The organism is Nostoc sp. NMS7, assembly GCF_017115085.1.
GTDB lineage: Bacteria > Cyanobacteriota > Cyanobacteriia > Cyanobacteriales > Nostocaceae > Nostoc.
This window is the reverse complement of the sequence record NZ_JABXKJ010000251.1, coordinates 35,321-55,449: the sequence shown is the minus strand read 5'-3', so window position 1 is coordinate 55,449 and position 20,129 is coordinate 35,321. Positions and strand designations below refer to the sequence as shown.

Here is a 20,129-nt window from a genome sequence, read left to right as displayed (position 1 = left end):
TTGGTCTAAGTGTTGCCAAGGACTGCTCGCTAATCCGGATACGTATACTTCATTATATATACATACCTAATTATGAATATGATCCTCACAAAGTAAACACAGACTATTACTACTATATTTCACATAGGGAATCGTATTTGTCATTATCTAAGCTAAAAGCAGCAAATGTAAATTTTACACTGGAGTTATGTTTTATTACATTATACGGTGAAGATTTTTATAAAAGAACTGATACTAAATCTCGCATTAGTAATGTACAAACATCCAATAAAGCACTGAAAAGACCGACAGCTAAACTAGCTTCCTCTCTTCAACCATTAAATAAAGAATTTTATTATCGTATAGATCATGCAAGGGAATTCCGTAATAGTTTTGAACATAATCCAAATAACAGGGAAGCCCAGCAAAATAATCTTCAAGAAAAGATTTCAATGTATAAAAAACTTGAAGATGATCTAGATAATTATGATGGAATATTGGAAGCTGTAATTTGGTTTTTACGCCAAATGTACTTTGACATGACAAAATAAAAAAAGGACGAACCCAAAAGTTCGCCCCTAACATAGTATTATGCTGTTGCTCAATCCAAATCCAAATCTAAATCTTCGCTTCTTCTCTGACCAACTTATCCCAACCCAAATCTTTCAAATTATTATTTCGACGTAGCGGACGAGTCACCAACTCCAACATGTCACGCGCATTCGTAAAGCCGTGAATTTGAGCAAAAGTGAACTCCACCGACCACTTTGTATTAATACCCCGTGCTTCCAACGGGTTAGCGTGAGCCATACCAGTAATTACCAAATCTGGTTTCAACGCATAAATTCGCTGAAGTTGATTGTAATTATCCGGCTTCTCCACAATCCTTGGTAGAGGTGAATTCATTTCCTGGCAAGTTTTCTCCAGCAATGCCAATTCAGCAGCTTGATAGCGCTTATCCATGTAGGGAATGCCGATTTCGTGAACCGTCATCCCACAACGGATTAAGAATCTTGCTTGGGAAACTTCCAGCAAGTTATCACCCATGAAGAATACAGATTTACCGCGAATCAGTTTGACATAATCTTCCAAACCTGCCCAAATTTGTGCTTCCCGTTCATCCAAACCCTTGGGAGTAATACCGAACACCGAGCAGATTTTCTCAATCCAAGCGCGGGTGCCATCGGGACCAATGGGGAAAGGTGCGCCAATGAGTTTACACTTGCGGCGGCGCATTAAGGTGGTAGCTGTGCGGCTGAGGAAAGGGTTGACACCAGCGACATAATACCCTTCTTCCAGTACTGGCAATTCAGTGAAGCGCTTCGCGGGTAGCCAGCCGGAAACTTTGATGCCTTGTTTTTTCAGTTCCAAGGTTAACTGAGTAACTACGGGGTCAGGAAGGGAGCCAAAGAGAACCAGTGGTGGGTGATCCACGTACTCAGATTCATCTTGGGCGACATCTTCTTTCTTCTTACCGAAGTTGAGCAACTTTGCGATCGCATTGCGTTCATTTTTCTCTGTTTCCGCCACAGGAGCCTTATCAGGGCAACGGTTAGCCATAGCAGCTAATACGGTGTCTTCTCCTTGGGTGAAGGCGTAATCTAGACCATTTGCACGCGCTACAACGATGGGAATACCGATTTCGGATTCTAGCTTCGGTGCCAAGCCTTCCAAATCTGTTTTAATAATTTCGGTAGTGCAAGTGCCAATCCAGACAATTACACTCGGATTGCGATCGCGTTTAATCTGCAAACACAACCGCTTTAACTCTTCATAATCATTCAGCTGTGCCGAAATATCGCCCTCTTCCAACTCTGCCATTGCATAGCGAGGTTCAGCAAAAATCATCACTCCCATCGCGTTTTGCAGGAAGTAGCCACAAGTTTTTGTCCCAATCACCAAAAAGAAGCTATCTTCAATTTTTTGGTATAACCACGCCACGCAGCTAATTGGGCAAAAGGTATGGTAATTCCCTGTTTCACATTCAAAGTTTAAAGCTTCCGGTTGTTGAGCGACAGTCATTTTGGTTTTTTCTCCCCTTGATATTTAATAGCAGTTCAAGCAATTTTAGATTTTAGATTGACAATTTTGGTGAAGCAGCGCGGTGAGCCAGCGCGTTGGGCGGGTTTCCCGACTTGTTCGTGCAGCGTCTCCCCCTGGGAGAAGCGACTGGCGAACCCGTAAGGGTCTTGGGGGTTTCCCCCCATGAGTGACTGCACCAAGCCGTTCGCGTGGTCACTGAGCCTTGTCGAAGTGCAGCGTCTCCCCTTGGGAGAAAGGATTAAAGACTGGGACAACAAAAGTAACCTATGTCTGACGACAATTTCCCTAATTCCTAATCCAAAATCGTTCGACTGAGCATAGCCGAAGTCCCAAATCTAAAACTTAAAATTCCGAGGAACGGCAATAATTAAGCGTTGGGGAAGAGACGGGCAATTTCTGATTCATCAAAAACGCCTGCTGGCAGTTCTTCCCCTAAGAAATCGTTACTTTCTTCAGCCTTTTGCAAAGCTATTTGCTCGCCCCAGACATCTGACAACACGTCTTTAAACGCATTCTCATCTAATGGACTATCTTCAAGCGCCTCGTCGTCATCCAGCTTTATTTCCATTGCAGCTGTTGTATCGAAGGCAATTTCCCCAAACTCATCTGCTTCTAGACTAGAGATTTGGAGAGACTCATCTTTTGAGTCGTGTTCGTTGGATAAGGAAATATCGCCAAAGGCATTTTCGGTTTCCTCCAACTCACTTATCCCCAGGATTTGATCATCGGAATCCACGATTGCGAACTCTTCAACTACTGGCACCGAGCCAAAGCCATTTGTATGAGAATGTGTCAATGTTCCATCTTCCGGCTTTTCGTCAATGACAACTGCTGAATCATCTCCGTATTTTTCCGGTTCTGGGTTGATGGCAAAGCGATTACCGAGAGCGAAATCTGGGTCAAAATGCAAATCCAGCACCTCAATCAGCGTATCGGCATCAGGATTAAGTTTGGCAAAGGGCAACATTAACTGCGCTAGCTTTGGCTCTAGGGCGTTAACTACTCCCAGGATGAGGTAAGAAGGTGGTCGCTTCCCGCCATCAGGGGTGTACACTGATTCCACTTGCATGTGCAGGGTAATCCAGTCTCGATTGTTCTGGAAAAATTGCAACCATTTTTGCTTTAATGAATCCGTAAAGCTGTGAAAGAAAGCCATATTATTGCCCCCATCCTGAGAACTTAATGATTTATACAATCATCAAGTCTAGTTCCTCTTCTGAATTAGGAACCTGGGGTTTACCCGGATTTAAATAAAAATCGGACAACAAAGAGAACAATTCCCGATCTGGTGTGTCGTTAGGTACAACACCTTCGGGACGCGCCAAAATTTGGTCGGCAATGTTGAGATAGTAATCGCAAACGTAGTCTAGGGAAGGATCTTGCTCTGCCATCTCAAACAAAGTCTTCCCTTTCACACGGGAAACACGGATATCTTCAATCAAAGGCAAAACTTCTAGAACTGGCATGGGCACTGCTTCTATATATTTTTCAATCAAGTCGCGTTTGGAAGTGCGGTTGCCAATTAACCCAGCTAAACGTAGTGGGTGAGTTCGGGCTTTTTCGCGGACTGAAGCCGCAATCCGGTTAGCAGCAAACAAAGCATCAAAGCCGTTGTCTGTAACGATCAGGCAGTAATCTGCATAGTTGAGCGGTGCTGCAAAACCACCGCAAACTACGTCACCCAGAACATCAAAAAGAATTATATCGTATTCATCAAAGGCGTTAAGTTCTTTAAGTAATTTTACGGTCTCACCGACTACGTAGCCGCCGCACCCAGCACCCGCAGGTGGGCCACCAGCTTCTACGCAATCAACACCACCGTAGCCTTTGTAAATCACATCTTCCGGCCAGACATCTTCGTAGTGATAGTCCTTTTCTTGGAGGGTGTCGATAATTGTGGGAATCAAAAACCCAGTCAGGGTGAAGGTGCTGTCATGTTTGGGGTCGCAGCCAATTTGCAGCACTTTCTTGCCACGTTTAGCTAGGGCGACTGATATGTTACAGCTAGTTGTGGATTTGCCGATACCACCTTTTCCGTAGACTGCTAGTTTCACTGTTGTTTGCCTCTGATAGCTTTTTGTCAAACTTGTGGCTCAAACATTTGCCTTCACCTGTGCTGAAGATGGCGATGCGTGAGGTCTGTTGATGTCATTATTGGGCAAATTACCTAGAAAAGAAAGTGGCTGTTAATTTGGAAAACGGTCTTATCCGATGAATTAAATCACAATTACATTTATTTGGGGTTTTATGAGGATTAAAGACTGTATTAGCTCTAAAAACCATAAATAAAAAGTTTTTATTAGTTATTTTTATAAAAATAGTTACAAAATACAAAAAGCTCCAATTGGCTTTTTTGAATGGTTTTCATAGAATTAGCTGATGGTTGTACAAAGTGTTTTCAGGGCGTTGGGGCGCAGAGTCAAGGGGAAACAGAGGTATATGCAGCCTGATGCTGGAAATACTACTGGAATTTGCGTTAGCGTAGCTCACCGTTCGCGTAGCGTCTCGTAGAGAAGGTATCGCAGATAAATTAGCAGTTTTCAGTCAGTAGCCAAGACCTTTTAATTGCTCCTTGAGAGTAAGTTAGTCTGATTTTGTAAAAAATTATTAAATTACTAAATCAAGAGGCAGCAGCCCACTGATGGGCATTCCCAGTCAGAGACTGGGAACGAGGTAACGAGGCAAGCTGATTAAGGCAATTAGGATGCGCTACCTTCAAGTTCCTCGATTTCTTGTAATGTTTGCCAACCAGCTTGCCACTGGGAGTTATCTTGTAATAATTTGGCATTTATCCAGAAACGGACTTTCGGATCGCAAGCAGCAACCATTTCGGCGTAAACCCACTTAGCCTGATTTTTCCGGTTGACAACTTGGAAGTGCCGCCAGCCATCAACTTTTTGCTGTGCCGTCCACTTAGAACCAACTAGGTAAGGAAATTTTTGTTTTTTTGTCATTAGTCAATTGTCATTAGTCATTAGTCATTAGTCATTAGTCATTAGTCATTAGGCATTGCTTATTTCTCTCTTGTCCCCCTTGTCCCCCTTGTCCCCCTTGTCCCCCTTGTCTCCCTCATCCCCCTCATCCCCCTCATCTCCCCACTCTCCAGCTAAGATGTCACTAAATCACCATTACGGGTAAACTTCTGACAATGCAACTCACTATCTTGCTGGACACATAGCGAAAACCATCTGATATGGCTCCAGCAGGTGTTGATGTTATTGGTAATTTTGCGCTTCTTCTTGGAAAGTCGTTGTCTTACAACTTCATTAGGGCAAAGAATTTCTAACGTACCCGTACCATCTTCGTAATCGACGATGCGAAATAGACAGTCTTGCAACATAGCACGGCTGCTGCTGTCGAAGAACCGCTTAAACCGATGTAGCTTTTCCCCTTCAGTCATTTGGCTGATGGGTTTTATTTTCAAGAAATCCTCATCCTCAAAGTCAAAGTTATCATCTTCAAAGTCGTAGGGGTCAATCATTTTCAGCATCCACTAGGCGACCTGGGATTATGGTAACTCTGTGTGGGGGCAGGAAGAGAATGGTCAGGCAAGGTAGAAGAAGTTTAATACGTCATGCTTGGTGTATGCATTTAGATTTATGCTGAGGTTCAGCCGACTTCAGCAATAACCTTTCCAATTTCTTGAAGGCTTGCACCTGTTGCCAGCATCGCACGTATCAACAGTTCAATTGAAACTGAAGCATCACCATTCTCTGCCTTAGCAACACGCGGTTGACTTGAGTTAATTCTCTCGGCTAATTCAACTTGTGTCATTACTTTTTGTCGTCGTGCTTTTAAACTCCGGCTGAGTGCTAGTTTAATTCCAATCAGAGCATTTTCTTCTGGCGTTAGTTCCAAAAATTCTGAAACTGTACCAACCTTCCAACCCCTTGCTTCTAGACGTTCCTTTTTTAGTTGATCCATGACTAATCCTGTCTATCTGTATCGTATTTACTCAATCGCTTTTGACAATTCTCAATCACTTGCTCAGGTGTTGTTCGTGTAGTTTTATTGAACACCTCAACAATCAAAATGGCATCGTCATCAATTCGATAAATGATTCTCCAATTTTTGTCCACGTCTCGAATGCGTAACTCATAGCAATGCGCTCCAATACTTGGCATTGGTCGTGAGTGAGGCAATTCCAGGTTCTCACCTTGCTGCAAGCACCTCAACAGAAAACCTGCCTCAACACGAGCTTCCTGACTAAAAGGTGGAATTTTAACCTCGCCGCGTAGCCAGACTAAAGGTTTATCATCGTTATCCATCCCATTTTTATATCATATCTGATATACTCTAGTTGTCGCCAGCAGCCCAACAAGTCGCAGCACCGACCGTAGAGCATCTGTGAGAGGTTAAGACAAAATCATTTTTGTTATTTAATTCGTTATGAAGCGATCGCAATTCAATCAGGTTATTTTCTTCTCGGCAGTATCAATTATCGCCATCCGGTGAGTTCAAACGTTGGGTCGCGTAGAGCTATAATTTGAGGCAAAGGATTCCAAACTCCAAGCATGACTACAGTAGCAATCTTGCCAATCTTTGATGCTGATGGTGAAAAAACTTATCGCGCCATTGCAGGGGATAAGCACTCTGTTGGCAAAACTGCGGGGCAAGCCCTAGATGCGTTAACTACTCAATTGGGTGAAACGGAGTTCAGCGCACTGCTTGTCATTCAAAATTTTAGCCCTGACCCGTTTTTCAGTGCTAAACAACAAAAACGGTTATTGGAATTGATGAGTTTATGGCGGTCGGCACGAGATCAGGGGCAAGGATTAACACCAAAGCAACAAGCGGAACTTGATACTTTCCTTTGGGAATGCTTTATCTAGTAATTTCTTGCTAGAGTAGCGGTTTTGCTTGGTTTCCTTGTTGAATACCGTGTAAGCTCTTTTTTCAATGTGGTATAACGAGTTTCTAGACCCGTCCATTTTGCAGAACTTATGGTAATTTCTCCAACCTCTAACTACCGGGGCTAATTTCTCAGCCTTTGTGGTAGCACCATAATTCGAGTTGTTGACGATGTGTTTTACTTTCTTACGAAAAGCTTTCAAATTTTCCACTGAGGGAGAGCTTTTGAGCTTTTTGTTTTTCTGGACTTTGAAATGCCAGCCGAGGAAATCAAACCCATCTGTCGCGGCGGTAACTTTGGTTTTCTTTTGGCTTACATTCATTCCGCTTTTGCGGAGGAACTCGCTGATTCTTTCAAGTATCTCTGTTGCATCATCTTCGGGTCGCAGTATAATAACCATGTCATCCGCGTATCGGACTGATGGCTCGGTGATATTCCTGGCTGAGGTTTTATTAGTGATTCTCTGCTTTGGATTCTCATGGTATCTGTGTATACTCTCAATCCCGTTGAGCGCGATGTTAGCTAGTAAAGGACTGACCACTCCCCCTTGGGGCGTTCCTTGTTCGGGGAATTCTGGGTTGACTCCAGCCTTGAGGCATCGGAAGATACCGAGTTTTAAGCCTTTGGGGGCAATGAGTTCGTTCATTATTGCTGAGTGATTAATCCTATCGAAGCACTTCTCGATATCGAGTTCTATAACTCGTTTTTCTATTCCATTGCGCGCAGAGCAAAGGTTGTTAAAGATGTACTTTTGTGCATCATGGGCAGAGCGCCCAGTTCTGAACCCATAACTTCTGGCGTGGAAAGTGGCTTCGTGTGCTGGTTCGAGTGCATATTTTGCAAGGCATTGCCAAGCTCTATCCGCGATGGTTGGTATCTTAAGCATTCTGGTAGTCCCGTCCTTCTTAGGGATGGGGATTTCCCGTAGTCCTTGATGCTTCCAATTTCCACTATTCATTTTTAGTAATTCTTCAAGGTTGAAGCGTTCTTCAAATGAGAGGGATTTCTTACCATCAATACCTGCCGTCTTTTTACCAGCATTTAGCTGAGATACTTGTCTTATTGCAAGAAATCGAGCCGAGGTGGATTTTAGAATAAGCTTTTGGAGTGACCTAGCTTTCCGCTTGTCTCCAACTTGAACAGCTTTGTACACGCGCTTTTGAAGGCGGAAAAGATTTCGGCGGAATTTCTTCCACGGTAGGGCTTTCCAAGATTCACTAGTTTTATAACTGTGTCTAATCATTTTCTCTTCTGGAGTTTGTATTTTCTGAACACCTCAGACCAATTACGGTCTGTCCTACCCGAATTGTGAGAGTTCCGCTTCTCGTCTAGCCTACTTGGGGTTCGACTGCCCCAGGACTCACAAATCGTTTTTATTCGTTCCCTCGGAGAGATTGATGAGCCACTGCGTTGCGGGGGTTCCCCCCGTTGTAGCATGTGGCGTTGTTCCGTTAGATGTAGCCAATTCAACTACTGGATTCCCTTGACTCTTGCCGATACTAATGGAATGTTCGGCGGGAATGAACTCCAGTGAGATCAGAGGGTTTTGAATTGCGCTCTGTCTTACCTCTAAGTCGCTTTTCTAGGCTCTGTTTCATCGTAGGAACTCCCTGTTAGCGCCAGTGTCAACCCGCAACGGTCGTCTGGTTGCGCCCTGTTCCCAGCTTCACTCTACAAGAACCGAGCTTGTTCGGTGTGGGCAGATAAGGAGTCAATTCTGAGTCTGAATGGCAAGGCTTACACTTCCATCTGACCGAGAGTTCAGCCTTTAATGACAGTGATCTGCTGTCGGGCTGGCTTAGTTATGTACGGGCTGATTACCGTGATTCACTAAGCAACGAATCGCGCTCCATTTGAGGTTGAGCATATCATCCCGCTCTCTCGCCAAGGTGAAAATGACGAAGCAAATTTAGCCCTTGCGTGTCGCTCGTGTAATCTCCGTAAAGGAACTCGTATTAGTGGCATTATGCCTGCTTCCAACACTGAAGTTACTTTCTTTCATCCCAGACAGGATAAGTGGAGTGAGCATTTTCAGGTTGATACTCAATCTGGCAAGATTATAAGCATTACTTCCTCTGGAAAAGTTACTATCGAATATTTGGAGATGAACAGTATTTCTCAAGTGGCAGCCCGACAATTATGGCTTCGCTTGGGTTTGTTTCCGTAGTCCTACAGCAAACCCTAAATAGGAAATGGGGACTAGGGGAAAATACCACTTTTACAAGACGTGAACACCGATCTAGGCGATCGCTCTCCTGTTCTTACAATATCTATTGAGAACAGAAATTTTCTTGACTTGGTGTTCTGCTGGTAGCCTCCGACAAGCTGCTGCGCCTCTACGTTCCTGAAAAAGCCTATGCAACCTACTAATCCTAACCAATTTACAGAAAAAGCCTGGGAAGCGATCGCCCATACTCAGGATATTGTTAAACAATATCAACAACAGCAGATAGAAAGCGAACATCTGCTGAAAGCGCTGTTAGAACAAGATGGACTAGCCAACGTTATCTTTACTAAAGCAGGTGTTAATCTTCAAAAACTGCGCGATCGCACTGAACAATTTTTCCAACGTCAACCGAAAGTATCCGGTACTAGCAGTTCAGTATACTTAGGACGCAGCTTGGATACACTTCTAGATCGGGCAGATGCGTATCGCAAAGAGTTTCAAGATGAATATATTTCAATTGAACACTTATTGCTGGCTTACGCTAAAGATGACCGCTTTGGTAAAGGTTTATTCCAAGAGTTTGGTTTAGACGAAGGCAAACTCAAAAATATTATTAAACAAATTCGGGGGAGCCAAAAAGTGACCGACCAAAATCCAGAAGGCAAATACGAAGCACTGGAAAAATACGGGCGTGACCTCACAGAAGCCGCCCGTAAAGGTCAACTCGATCCAGTGATTGGGCGGGATGATGAGATTCGCCGCACTATCCAAATTTTGTCACGCCGTACCAAAAATAATCCCGTGTTAATTGGTGAACCTGGTGTTGGTAAAACTGCGATCGCTGAAGGATTAGCACAGCGCATTATCGCAGGTGATGTACCTCAATCTCTCAAAGACCGCAAGCTAATTGCTTTAGATATGGGTGCTTTGATTGCCGGGGCAAAATTTCGGGGTGAATTTGAAGAACGCCTGAAAGCAGTATTAAAAGAAGTTACCGAATCTGGCGGCAAGATTGTTTTATTTATTGATGAAATTCACACCGTTGTCGGCGCTGGTGCAACCCAAGGCGCGATGGATGCGGGTAATTTGTTAAAACCGATGTTAGCGCGGGGCGAATTGCGCTGTATTGGGGCGACAACCCTGGATGAATACCGCAAATATATCGAAAAAGATGCCGCATTGGAAAGACGCTTCCAGCAAGTTTATGTGGATCAGCCCAGTGTAGAAGATAGTATTTCGATTTTGCGCGGGTTGAGAGAACGTTATGAAAACCACCACGGGGTGAAGATTTCTGATAGTGCTTTAGTTGCCGCAGCCGTATTGTCGAGTAGATATATTAGCGATCGCTTCTTACCAGATAAGGCAATTGACTTGGTAGATGAAGCTGCCGCGAGACTGAAAATGGAGATTACCTCTAAACCAGAAGAACTCGACGAAATCGATCGCAAAATTCTCCAATTGGAAATGGAGAAGCTATCGCTGCAAAAAGAAAGTGATGCAGCTTCTCGTGAACGTCTAGAAAGATTGGAAAAAGAAATTGCCGATCTCAAAGAAGAACAAAGAACACTGAATACTCAATGGCAATCAGAAAAAGATATCATTGACAAAATTCAGTCCGTTAAAAAAGAGATGGAACGGGTTAACTTAGAAATTCAGCAAGCAGAACGCGACTATGATCTTAACCGCGCTGCGGAGTTGAAATACGGGAATTTAACCAGTTTGCATCGTCAATTGGAAGCAGTAGAAGCTGAATTGGCAAATACTCAAAAAACGGGTAAATCACTATTACGGGAAGAAGTCACAGAAGCTGATATTGCGGAAATTATTTCTAAATGGACAGGGATTCCGATTAGCAAATTGGTGGAATCTGAGAAAGAAAAACTGCTGCATTTAGAAGATGAACTGCACCGCCGCGTGATTGGACAAGAAGAAGCAGTCACAGCTGTAGCGGATGCAATTCAGCGATCGCGCGCTGGACTGGCTGATCCGAATCGTCCGATCGCTAGCTTTATTTTCCTTGGACCGACGGGTGTGGGTAAAACGGAATTGGCGAAAGCGCTGGCGGGGTATATGTTCGATAGCGAAGATGCGCTGGTGCGAATCGATATGTCTGAGTATATGGAGAAACACGCCGTCTCTCGTTTAATCGGTGCGCCTCCAGGATACGTAGGTTACGAAGAAGGCGGACAACTTACAGAAGCAATTCGGCGTCGTCCTTACTCAGTGATTCTCTTCGACGAAATCGAGAAAGCACACCCGGATGTATTCAATATCTTCTTGCAAATTCTCGATGATGGTCGCGTCACTGATGCCCAAGGTCATAAGGTAGACTTCAAGAACGCTATTATCATCATGACCAGCAACATCGGTTCGCAGTACATTCTTGATGTCGCCGGGGATAACGCCCACTACGACGAAATGCAGCGTCGAGTCATGGAAGCGATGCGAAATAGCTTCCGTCCAGAGTTCCTGAACCGAGTTGACGAAATCATCATCTTTCACGGTTTGGATAAGAAGGAATTGCGGCAAATTGTGCTATTGCAAGTTGAGAGACTACGCCAAAGACTGGGCGATACCTCCAGTGGGCTTCGCCAACGCAAAATATCCTTGAGACTTTCGGATATTGCACTTGACTTTTTAGCAGAAGTAGGATATGACCCAGTATATGGAGCGCGTCCACTGAAACGAGCCATTCAGCGAGAGTTAGAAACTCAAATTGCTAAAGGCATCTTGCGCGGCGAATTCAACGACGGCGACACCATCTTTGTAGATGTGCAGAATGAAAGGTTGTCGTTTAGCCGTTTACCAGTGGAGGTATTTACTGGATAATTACACTTCATAAATCACAGACAAAAACCCGTTTTCTAACAGAGAGCGGGTTTTTGAATTATTTAAGATAAAGTGGGAATCATAAATTATGTTCATTAAAGGAGTTGGGAATTAGAAAAACTCTTTCCCAGTCTCCAGACCATTTTACGAGGTAATAACTAATGATTAGTGTAATTACACCAGTTTATAACGGTGATAAATTTATAGAATCCTGCCTTCAGAATGTCATTAACCAAAATTTTGCAGAAGTCGAGCATATCATTGTCGATGGCGGCTCAACCGACAAAAGAATAGATATTATCAAAGATTACGCCAATCAACATCCCCACATTCACTGGATTTCTGAAAAAGATCAGGGGCAATCAGATGCGATGAATAAAGGAATTTCTATGGCACAAGGAATCGATTTCATAAATCGATTTCCTATTTACAGCTATTTTCAGGTAAATAGACCATGCGATAGGGGCACAGCATTGTTCATTGGTGTCAACTTAAGCTAGAAATAGCTTAACTGTTGGCTGACTCACCCACCTCGAACTAAAGTTCTTTGGCTTTTAGCTAAAGTCTACTCAAGTAGACTAAAGATTTTTCAGATTATTTAGTCATCTTGAGATGACTTTCGCTATTAGCAACGAACTTCAGTTCCTTGCGGGACATGGGTTTTACGTTAAGTTGACACGCATGAGCATTGCTGTACCCCTACGACAGATGTGGTTCAAATACATGAAAACTGCTGTAACCCTCTTCTGTCAGCAGCGCTGGAATTTTTTATTCATTCTTACACATAACTTGTCGCATTTTACGCATATTCGTAGGTAACTCAAAGTTCATGGCTTGTTGAATAAAAATTGTAGGTATGGGGATATTAGGTGTAGCCTGGACACTGTAAGCTAGTAGAGTACCATTACCACAATCTTCAAGCTCCAAGTTGGCTGTAAAGTCCAGAAAAGTTCCTTTCTCCATCCGAAATTGGATTTGTTGACCTAGTACTTCCACGACGTTGAGATAAATTTCAACTTGAGCTGTGAAAAAGATAAAGGCTTTTTCTGCTACTTGATATAGATGTTTGCCGTCGCCTTTATGCAAAACTTCGCTTTTGGTGATGTCAGGAAAATATTGTACCCAACGAGGGTAATCAGTTAATTGCTGCCAGACTTGCGATCGCACCATCGGCAAATACATCCAGGCTGTCACAGCGCCACCCCACGTCTTGTGCGATCGCGTTTCTACCAGAATTTCACCCTGTACCAGCAACCTTTGCTTGTCCTGACTCCAAGCCATATCTGAACCTGCAATAATTGAGTCTGATATATAAGATGCAGACATAAGATTTAAGTTACTCCTCAACTCATCCACCTAAATGGAGTTGAAACCACAAGCGATAAAACTTGATTTAGATCCAACCCACTAAATTCTAGTTCCAATCTAAACTTATCTTTTCTGGAAACGGTGATTTTTTGCTAATTATTTCAGAGACTTTACTGTAAAAGCTGTATTTCTGATCACAATTAACACAATCAATGCTTAAGTGAATTTGATCAGAGCAATATTTGGAGATGAAAAACTGAGTTGTTAACGGCTAGAATTGCACAAATACGACCAAATATCAAGCACCTTACCCCAAGGTTTGGATAGCATCTCTCGATTTTTAGGTATTATTTATGATGAAACGGCAACTTCATCGTAACTTCATATTTTATCTGTAATTTCTGTTGAGTTGAGAGGAAAAGTAGGTGAATCAATCTTCTTTAAATCGTAGATTAATCCAGATTTTTGGTATCCTTCTAGGCATTAGCGTCGCCATCTGGGTACTGAGAGGCTTTGGGATTCTAACTTTTATTCCAGGGGGAATTATTTGGCTATTGCTACTTGGGGCGATCGCGATCGCAATTATCAGTTATGTCCAAAGGAGATGGTGGCGTTTTTAATCTGATTTATAAAGGAGTCATTAGTCATTGGTCACTTGTACTGAGCGACGCCGTTGGCGCAGCCTCTCGTAGAGAAGTATTAGTCATTAGTCTAAGATACAAGAGTTTTTGGTACATACCTCGCCCCTGGCGATGCCCTGAGCCCTTCGACAAGCTCAGGGTAACACTTGCCGTTCGCGCAGCGTCTCGTAGAGAAGGGTGGGCGAAAAAAAACTAATGATTAGGACTAATTCAAACCACGTTAAAGAGTGGGCGTGGTAACTCAAGGACTAATGACTAATGACTCTGGCGTTGCGGTTTGATTTGATAATTTTCATGCCATAGTCTCGTTTAAGAATTGTAGCTTGCCTATTTTCACTCACAGCCAAAAGTATTTAATGGTGAAGCAATGGCAACAATTTACTAGGGGAAACGAACATGGCAAAGTATATATGTACTGTTTGCGGCTATGAATATGACCCAGAACAAGGTGATCCAGATAGCGACATAGCATCGGGAACACCTTTTGAAGATTTACCAGAGAATTGGTCATGTCCCACTTGCGGTGCCCAAAAATCAGACTTTGAACCCCATGAAGAGTGAAGATAACAGCTAGCCTAGAGAGTAGGTGCTGTAAAAGAGACATTTTTGAAATTGTTACCGTTACAAATCGTAGTTATTGGGGGTGGGGCAGCAGGATTTTTTGGCGCGATCGCTTGTGCTAAAGCCAATCCTGATGCCGAAGTTACTTTACTCGAAGCCAGTCGCCAACCCCTAGCGAAAGTGCTAATTTCTGGTGGCGGACGCTGCAACGTTACTCATGCCTGCTTTGACGCTGAGGAGTTAGTCCAAAATTACCCCAGAGGTGCAAAAGCTTTGCGGGGTGCTTTAACTCGTTTCCAGCCTCAAGATACAGTAGCTTGGTTTGCTGCTCATGGAGTCTATCTCAAAACTGAAGCTGATGGCCGGATGTTTCCTGTCACCAATAGTTCAGAAACGATTGTGGAATGTCTGATTAAAGCGATGGCGACATCTGGGGTAAAACTCCGTATCGGGACACATGTAATTTCCGTGAAACGAACCTCAGCAGCTGGGGGGTTTGAAATTTTTCTGAAATCGGGAGAGACAATTAAATGCGATCGCTTACTTCTAGCAACCGGCAGCAGCCTTGTAGGTTATAAAATTGTCCAAGAGTTAGGTCATCAAATTGAACCGCCAGTACCCTCGTTATTTACCTTCAACATTCTCGATCAAAAATTGCGGGAATTGGCTGGAGTTAGTGTTAATCCTGCCCAATTGCGGTTATCTGGGGGCGGAAAATCCCAATTACAACAAACTGGCCCATTATTAATTACCCACTGGGGTTTGAGTGGCCCGGCTGTTTTGAAGCTTTCTGCTTGGGGTGCGAGAGTTCTGCACGAAAGCCGTTATCAAGCCAGATTATTGATTAATTGGCTACCTGATTTGCACCAAGAACAAGTGCGAGAAAAAGTTTTAGCAGTTAAGGATGAATGGGGAAAGAAAGCGATCGCATTGCATCGCGGCGTTGATCTACCGCATCGTCTCTGGCAATATATCATTGCCCGTGCAGGCATTACCACAGAAGACCGTTGGGCAGAAATATCTAGTAAAACTTTAAATCAATTGGTGCAAGAACTTACTCAGGGACAATACTTAATCAACGGCAAAGGAGCCTTCAAAGAAGAATTTGTTACCTGTGGCGGCGTCAAACTTAAAGAAGTCAACTTCAAGACAATGGAAAGTCGGTTGGTTCCTGGTCTTTATTTTGCTGGAGAAATCTTAGATATTGATGGTGTCACCGGTGGGTTTAACTTCCAAAGTGCTTGGACAACCGGCTATTTAGCAGGGATAGCAATGGCGACTAGCGAATAATCCCGCTAGAGGGATTATCACAGTTTAAGAGAGTTCGGAGTAAGCAGTTTAGTGCTTATAAAATTAGGACTAAAGTCCTTACTACGGTTCTGGGCACTGCTGATTGGGGGCTTTTTTAGCTGTTGCTTTTAACTACGACAAGATTGTTGGTTCTGATTTTGATGAACCAAGTAGCAGTATCAAGGCAACAATAGAAAAACCTCAGTTAGATTCACTTAGGAATAAGAATTAAATAACATACAATTTATGTCCCTGGCTTACCTCACCCTCAATCCCTCTCCTTATAAAGGAGAGGGAAGCTACGTACAGGATGAAGTTTTGCATTTTATTTAATTCACGTTCCTTAGTCAATCTCTACTCCGATTTCCTTTCCAATTGCCAGTCCGGCTGAAGATGAAAAAGCATCTGATTACTAATTACGAATTAGTATCAGGCTCATCTAAAATCTGACTATAAGGTTGAGGTTCTCTTAAACGCTGTTCAGTATATTGATGGCGAAACTTCACAGCTTCTAAGTAGATTTTTTTCCGAGCTAAATTAATAACACCTAAAGGCTCATGTTCTGGTAAGGTGTGCCAAGGAGAGAAAGATAACCCCTCATTTAATCGGTTGCGTTCTTCAAAGTCAAATTTCTGAGCCGGAATTTTGACAGTAGCCAGTTTAATAAATGGTGCATCCTCTTCTTTCCACTCTTTAGTGGGATCTTCAATAGGTGTCTTTTCGTCGTCTACAAAAAGCTGCACTAGAAAGTCAAAATTTGCTTCTTTTGCTTCTTGAGTGAGATATTTGACTACTGCTTCACGCAAATAATTTTCGGAATCAGGTTTTCTATCGGGAATTTTATCCGGTTGGTGTGGCTGAAGTGAGAATTTAATCACATGAGAGCCAAGTTTATAAGGAGTCGTACTCCAGTATGGGATGAGTAAGGGATTGGCTACCTGTTTGCTGGCAGCAGCTTGGATAATTTCAAATACGGGTGCAAGCGATCGCAATAATTCTGGATCAGCCTGACCACTACCAACTTTCCCCAAATCAGCAAACTGTTGCAGGGTTCGCGTTATAAAAACTGGGTGACTAAGAAAAATAAAATCTTGTGTGTACTTCTCATCATCAAGTACCTTTTCCCCTTCGACCTCCAGAAGTTTGATAGCTAAACCGTGAATATCTGGTTCCAAGTCTGATTTGAATTTGCCACGTTTTTCAGGTGCAGAAGCATTAGATAACCGTACCCAAATTGGATAACTCCGTCTTTTGGCAAACACACCCACCCGCCAGGATTCGGGTATGCTGTCTTCGACAATGAATTCTCCCCAAAGCAAACCATGACTTTTAGGATGTGTCTGGCGCAAGTCAGGCCCTTTCTGTGCTTGTTCCTCTAATACACTTGCCAATATGGCATCGGTTTCTGCTGACTGTGTGGCTAGGGATAAGCTCAAATCGCTCATACTTTTTTCCTTGAGTACAAAATTTTCACAAATTAATACAATTTAAATACTGTGATGAGTATATAGGCTCAAAATATATTTATGATAGTTTTAAGATTAACTTTTTGACATCCTCCCCGCCGTGAACGGTCGGGGATTCCTAAGACTCACGACTTAGGTTTCTGTTTCTTACCCTTCGGGTTCGCCACTTCGACGGAAGGGAAACCGTTCCCGCCGAGTGGACTCACCATTACTGGTTTTTCGCAACTGCCTTTTAGGGGATTCCCTATCGGGTCTTACGTTCGCTCCGCAGACTGAAACTGCGAGTCCCGCAGCCAAAATATTCTTACTTGCGTTGATATCCCTATCGTGATGTGTACTGCATTTTGGGCAATCCCACTCTCTGATATTGAGAGGCAGTTTATCTACGATGTGTCCACAATGTCCACATCGCTTAGAGCTAGGGAACCATCGGTCAATTTTGACAAAAGTACGACCATACCAGTCGCATTTGTATTCAAGTTGTCTAACCAATTCCGACCAGCTAGCATCACTAATCGAGAGAGCGAGTTTTTTGTTTTTAACCATATTCTTCACAGCTAAGTCCTCGACAGCAATCGTTTGGTTTTCACGTACCAATCGAGTTGTCAACTTATGAAGAAAATCGTTTCGTGCATCGCTAATTTGGGTGTGGACTTTAGCTACCTTGACCCTTGCTTTATGGCGATTGTTAGACCCCTTCTGCTTACGACTCAACGCTTTTTGCGCTTTACGCAATTTTGCTTTTTTTGCCTTAAATCCCTTGGGATTAGCAACCTTCTCACCTGTACTCAAGGCAACTAAGGTGGTGATACCCAAGTCAATGCCAACTTGGTTAGCAGATTCAGGCAATGGCCTAATCTCAATATCTACCAACATTGAAACAGTCCAGCGTCCACCAGAAGAAAGTTTTACCGTAATCGTGGATGGTTCTGCACCTTGGGGTAGCTGTCGGCTCCAACGAACAGCCAAAGGTGTAGGAGTTTTAGCAAGAAATACTTGCCCATCTCTAAACTTAAAAGCTGCCTTGGTAAATTCCGCATTACCACCGTTATGCTTTTTCTTGAAATTTGGGTATTTAGCCCGACCTGCGAAGAAATTGCTAAAGGCTGTTTGCAGATGTCGCAAGCCTTGTTGTAATGGCACACTGCTAACGTCATTGAGAAACTGCAAGTCTTCTTGCTTTTTCCAACTGGTCAGCATTGTTGATGTTTTTTCGTATCCGACACGCTCGCTTTTCTCATACCATGCTTCTGTCCTTGCGGCGAGAGCGCGGTTGTAAACTAGGCGAGTACATCCCATCGTCATCTTGAGCAAGATTTCCTGCTCAGGTGTTGGATAGAATCGATACTTGAAAGCTTTTTGTGTCATCCTTGCATTCTATCAGATATTCTGTAAGAAACACAAATTAATTAAAGCCGTCCTACAAGGCGTTGCCCTGAGCTTGCCGAAGGGACGGGGTTTTAAACCCAACTTTTCGATAAGCGATCGCAAAATCTTCAACTAAGAGCGATTCCATGCGATTGCTTGTCTGCGACACGCTGTTCACGTTCGTCGTTCTTCCTCTCTACGAGATCGGAGGCAAACGCAATGACAGTTATTCTCTCATTAGAAAATAAAAACTGGGATGCACCCTCTTAATTCTGGGATATTATTAATCATTTCAAAACTTTGAACTGTCTGGAAGATGAGTAATCTTTATCTTAATTACTAGACCTCTTAGAAGTATTTTCGCAATAGGTTTATTAATTATCTGAGTAGTACAAAGCTGCGTAAATCAAGCTACCATCCTTTGTAGATCAATTTTGAACATACCCAACAATGAAATTCAGCGAAATCCTGTGCCAATTTGGTGATGCCGCCACCAATCATAGCCTGACTAGCAACCCAGACCATGACCCAGAAATTACCGGGGTAGGAGCCATTGATGAAGCTAGCAACGGTACTCTCAGCTATGTAGAAGGTGCAAAATTTGGGTCTTTTGTTGGTAAGACCAATGCTACTGCTTTAATTTTGCCCCAAGACGAAAAATTACAGGTGCTTGCACAAGAACGCGGTATTGTCTGGATAGCAACCGCAGATCCGCGACTGTTGTTTGCCAAAGCGATCGCACTTTTTTACCAACCATATCGCCCCATCCCAGAAATTCATTCCACTGCTGTAATTGACTCCACGGCAAAAATTGGTAGTGATGTTTATATTGGTCCCCATGCTGTGATTCAACAAGGGGTAGAAATTGGCAATGATGCAATCATTCATCCGAATGTGGTGATTTATCCAGATGTCCAAATCGGCGATCGCACCATCTTACACGCCAACTGTACCATCCACGAACGCAGCCGCATCGGTGCAGATTGCGTCATTCATAGTGGTGCTGTCATCGGTGCAGAAGGCTTTGGTTTTGTTCCTACCCGGACTGGTTGGTTTAAAATGGAACAATCCGGCTATACAGTTTTAGAAGATGGTGTAGTAGTTGGCTGCAACAGTGGCATTGACCGCCCAGCCGTCGGAGAAACCCGGATAGGTCACAATACAGTAATTGATAACTTAGTGCAAATAGGTCATGGTTGCCAAATCGGTGCCGCCTGTGCGATCGCAGGTCAAGTTGGGATGGCAGGAGGTGTTCAACTGGGAAATCGCGTGATTTTAGCTGGACAAACAGGAATAGTCAATCAAGTGAAGATGGGAGATGGGTCAATGACATCTGCTCAAACTGGAATTCACAGTGATGTTGCACCAGGAGAAGTTGTCTGCGGAAGTCCAGCCCTTCCTTACAAACTATATCTCAAGGTAGCTGCTGTTTATGGTCGCTTGCCAGATATGTATCAATCGCTAAAACAATTGCAACGTAAATTGAAAAATAGTGATGATTAATAGATAAGAACTCGGAACTTCAAGCTCAGAACTCGAAACTTCAGCTTCAGAACTCGGAACTTCAAGCTCAGAACTCGGAACTTCAAGCTCAGAACTCGAAACTTCAGCTTCAGAACTCGGAA

General features: G+C 43.3%; 21 protein-coding genes and 2 pseudogenes. 10 read left to right on the top strand and 13 right to left on the bottom strand.

Annotated elements, in window-relative coordinates; translation table 11 throughout:
- Positions 1-137 precede the first annotated feature (137 nt).
- Positions 138-530, top strand: coding sequence for a hypothetical protein (locus HWQ38_RS36075; RefSeq protein ID WP_292803970.1), 393 nt, complete (start codon positions 138-140; stop codon positions 528-530).
- Positions 531-597: 67 nt separating this feature from the next.
- Here HWQ38_RS36075 and HWQ38_RS36070 read toward each other — a convergent pair whose 3' ends face one another.
- The 8 genes from HWQ38_RS36070 to HWQ38_RS36035 all read right to left on the bottom strand — a co-directional run bounded on the left by HWQ38_RS36070 (position 598) and on the right by HWQ38_RS36035 (position 6,290).
- A complete protein-coding gene (locus HWQ38_RS36070; protein WP_292803967.1) occupies positions 598-2,001 on the bottom strand; it encodes a ferredoxin:protochlorophyllide reductase (ATP-dependent) subunit N in 1,404 nt (467 codons plus the stop codon).
- A 35-nt stretch (positions 2,002-2,036) separates the two neighbouring features.
- Positions 2,037-2,276, bottom strand: a complete 240-nt coding sequence (locus HWQ38_RS36065; protein WP_292803964.1) for a hypothetical protein — start codon at positions 2,274-2,276, stop codon at positions 2,037-2,039.
- 113 nt (positions 2,277-2,389) lie between these two features.
- A complete protein-coding gene (locus tag HWQ38_RS36060) occupies positions 2,390-3,178 on the bottom strand; it encodes a DUF5331 domain-containing protein (protein WP_292803961.1) in 789 nt (262 codons plus the stop codon).
- A gap of 31 nt (positions 3,179-3,209) precedes the next feature.
- Positions 3,210-4,076, bottom strand: coding sequence for a ferredoxin:protochlorophyllide reductase (ATP-dependent) iron-sulfur ATP-binding protein (gene bchL / locus HWQ38_RS36055; protein ID WP_196528135.1), 867 nt, complete (start codon positions 4,074-4,076; stop codon positions 3,210-3,212).
- 645 nt (positions 4,077-4,721) lie between these two features.
- Positions 4,722-4,976 (bottom strand): TIGR02450 family Trp-rich protein, encoded by a 255-nt coding sequence (locus HWQ38_RS36050; RefSeq protein ID WP_292803958.1) that lies wholly within the window; start codon positions 4,974-4,976, stop codon positions 4,722-4,724.
- Positions 4,977-5,128: 152 nt separating this feature from the next.
- Positions 5,129-5,503 carry a hypothetical protein gene (locus HWQ38_RS36045; RefSeq protein ID WP_292803956.1) on the bottom strand — a complete coding sequence of 125 codons (375 nt, stop codon included), beginning with the start codon at positions 5,501-5,503 and terminating at the stop codon, positions 5,129-5,131.
- Between the two features lie 128 nt (positions 5,504-5,631).
- Positions 5,632-5,946 carry a helix-turn-helix transcriptional regulator gene (locus HWQ38_RS36040; protein WP_292803953.1) on the bottom strand — a complete coding sequence of 105 codons (315 nt, stop codon included), beginning with the start codon at positions 5,944-5,946 and terminating at the stop codon, positions 5,632-5,634.
- A 2-nt stretch (positions 5,947-5,948) separates the two neighbouring features.
- Positions 5,949-6,290 carry a type II toxin-antitoxin system RelE/ParE family toxin gene (locus tag HWQ38_RS36035; protein WP_292803950.1) on the bottom strand — a complete coding sequence of 114 codons (342 nt, stop codon included), beginning with the start codon at positions 6,288-6,290 and terminating at the stop codon, positions 5,949-5,951.
- Between the two features lie 246 nt (positions 6,291-6,536).
- On the opposite strand from HWQ38_RS36035, the gene HWQ38_RS36030 reads away from it, so the two are divergent.
- Complete coding sequence (locus tag HWQ38_RS36030; RefSeq protein ID WP_292803947.1) at positions 6,537-6,854, top strand: hypothetical protein; 318 nt, start codon at positions 6,537-6,539, stop codon at positions 6,852-6,854.
- Here the strand turns inward: HWQ38_RS36030 and HWQ38_RS36025 are convergent.
- Positions 6,837-8,117 (bottom strand): annotated as a pseudogene (locus HWQ38_RS36025) (reverse transcriptase domain-containing protein); the annotation flags it as partial. The gene HWQ38_RS36030 and the pseudogene HWQ38_RS36025 sit on opposite strands and share 18 nt — an antisense overlap.
- A 618-nt stretch (positions 8,118-8,735) precedes the next feature.
- Here HWQ38_RS36025 and HWQ38_RS36020 point away from each other — a divergent pair.
- The 4 genes and pseudogenes from HWQ38_RS36020 to HWQ38_RS36005 form a co-directional block, all read left to right on the top strand.
- Positions 8,736-8,819: pseudogene (locus HWQ38_RS36020) on the top strand (HNH endonuclease); the annotation flags it as partial.
- 21 nt (positions 8,820-8,840) lie between these two features.
- Positions 8,841-9,041 carry a hypothetical protein gene (locus tag HWQ38_RS36015; protein WP_292803944.1) on the top strand — a complete coding sequence of 67 codons (201 nt, stop codon included), beginning with the start codon at positions 8,841-8,843 and terminating at the stop codon, positions 9,039-9,041.
- A gap of 189 nt (positions 9,042-9,230) precedes the next feature.
- A complete protein-coding gene (gene clpB, locus HWQ38_RS36010; RefSeq protein ID WP_292803941.1) occupies positions 9,231-11,870 on the top strand; it encodes an ATP-dependent chaperone ClpB in 2,640 nt (879 codons plus the stop codon).
- A 161-nt stretch (positions 11,871-12,031) separates the two neighbouring features.
- On the top strand, positions 12,032-12,370 hold the full coding sequence (locus HWQ38_RS36005; protein WP_292803938.1) for a glycosyltransferase: 339 nt from the start codon (positions 12,032-12,034) through the stop codon (positions 12,368-12,370).
- A 268-nt stretch (positions 12,371-12,638) separates the two neighbouring features.
- Here the strand turns inward: HWQ38_RS36005 and HWQ38_RS36000 are convergent, their stop codons facing one another.
- Entirely contained in the window at positions 12,639-13,196 is a 558-nt protein-coding gene (locus tag HWQ38_RS36000; RefSeq protein WP_292803935.1) for an SRPBCC family protein, read from the bottom strand.
- A gap of 407 nt (positions 13,197-13,603) precedes the next feature.
- Between HWQ38_RS36000 and HWQ38_RS35995 the strand changes: the two genes are divergently transcribed.
- The 3 genes from HWQ38_RS35995 (at position 13,604) to HWQ38_RS35985 (ending at position 15,670) form a co-directional block, all read left to right on the top strand.
- The gene (locus HWQ38_RS35995) at positions 13,604-13,798 is read left to right on the top strand and encodes a hypothetical protein (RefSeq protein WP_292803932.1); all 195 of its coding nucleotides are present in this window, start codon (positions 13,604-13,606) and stop codon (positions 13,796-13,798) included.
- Between the two features lie 417 nt (positions 13,799-14,215).
- A complete protein-coding gene (gene rd, locus HWQ38_RS35990; protein ID WP_292803929.1) occupies positions 14,216-14,380 on the top strand; it encodes a rubredoxin in 165 nt (54 codons plus the stop codon).
- Between the two features lie 51 nt (positions 14,381-14,431).
- Positions 14,432-15,670, top strand: a complete 1,239-nt coding sequence (locus HWQ38_RS35985; RefSeq protein WP_292803973.1) for an NAD(P)/FAD-dependent oxidoreductase — start codon at positions 14,432-14,434, stop codon at positions 15,668-15,670.
- 416 nt (positions 15,671-16,086) lie between these two features.
- Here HWQ38_RS35985 and HWQ38_RS35980 read toward each other — a convergent pair whose 3' ends face one another.
- From HWQ38_RS35980 to HWQ38_RS35970, 3 genes are all read right to left on the bottom strand, one after another.
- On the bottom strand, positions 16,087-17,115 hold the full coding sequence (locus HWQ38_RS35980; RefSeq protein WP_292803926.1) for a catalase family protein: 1,029 nt from the start codon (positions 17,113-17,115) through the stop codon (positions 16,087-16,089).
- Between the two features lie 168 nt (positions 17,116-17,283).
- Positions 17,284-18,504, bottom strand: a complete 1,221-nt coding sequence (locus tag HWQ38_RS35975; protein ID WP_292803923.1) for an RNA-guided endonuclease TnpB family protein — start codon at positions 18,502-18,504, stop codon at positions 17,284-17,286.
- Between the two features lie 52 nt (positions 18,505-18,556).
- Complete coding sequence (locus HWQ38_RS35970) at positions 18,557-18,682, bottom strand: hypothetical protein (RefSeq protein ID WP_292803920.1); 126 nt, start codon at positions 18,680-18,682, stop codon at positions 18,557-18,559.
- Between the two features lie 272 nt (positions 18,683-18,954).
- On the opposite strand from HWQ38_RS35970, the gene lpxD reads away from it, so the two are divergent.
- On the top strand, positions 18,955-20,007 hold the full coding sequence (lpxD, locus tag HWQ38_RS35965; protein ID WP_292803917.1) for a UDP-3-O-(3-hydroxymyristoyl)glucosamine N-acyltransferase: 1,053 nt from the start codon (positions 18,955-18,957) through the stop codon (positions 20,005-20,007).
- The last annotated feature ends 122 nt before the right edge of the window (positions 20,008-20,129 follow it).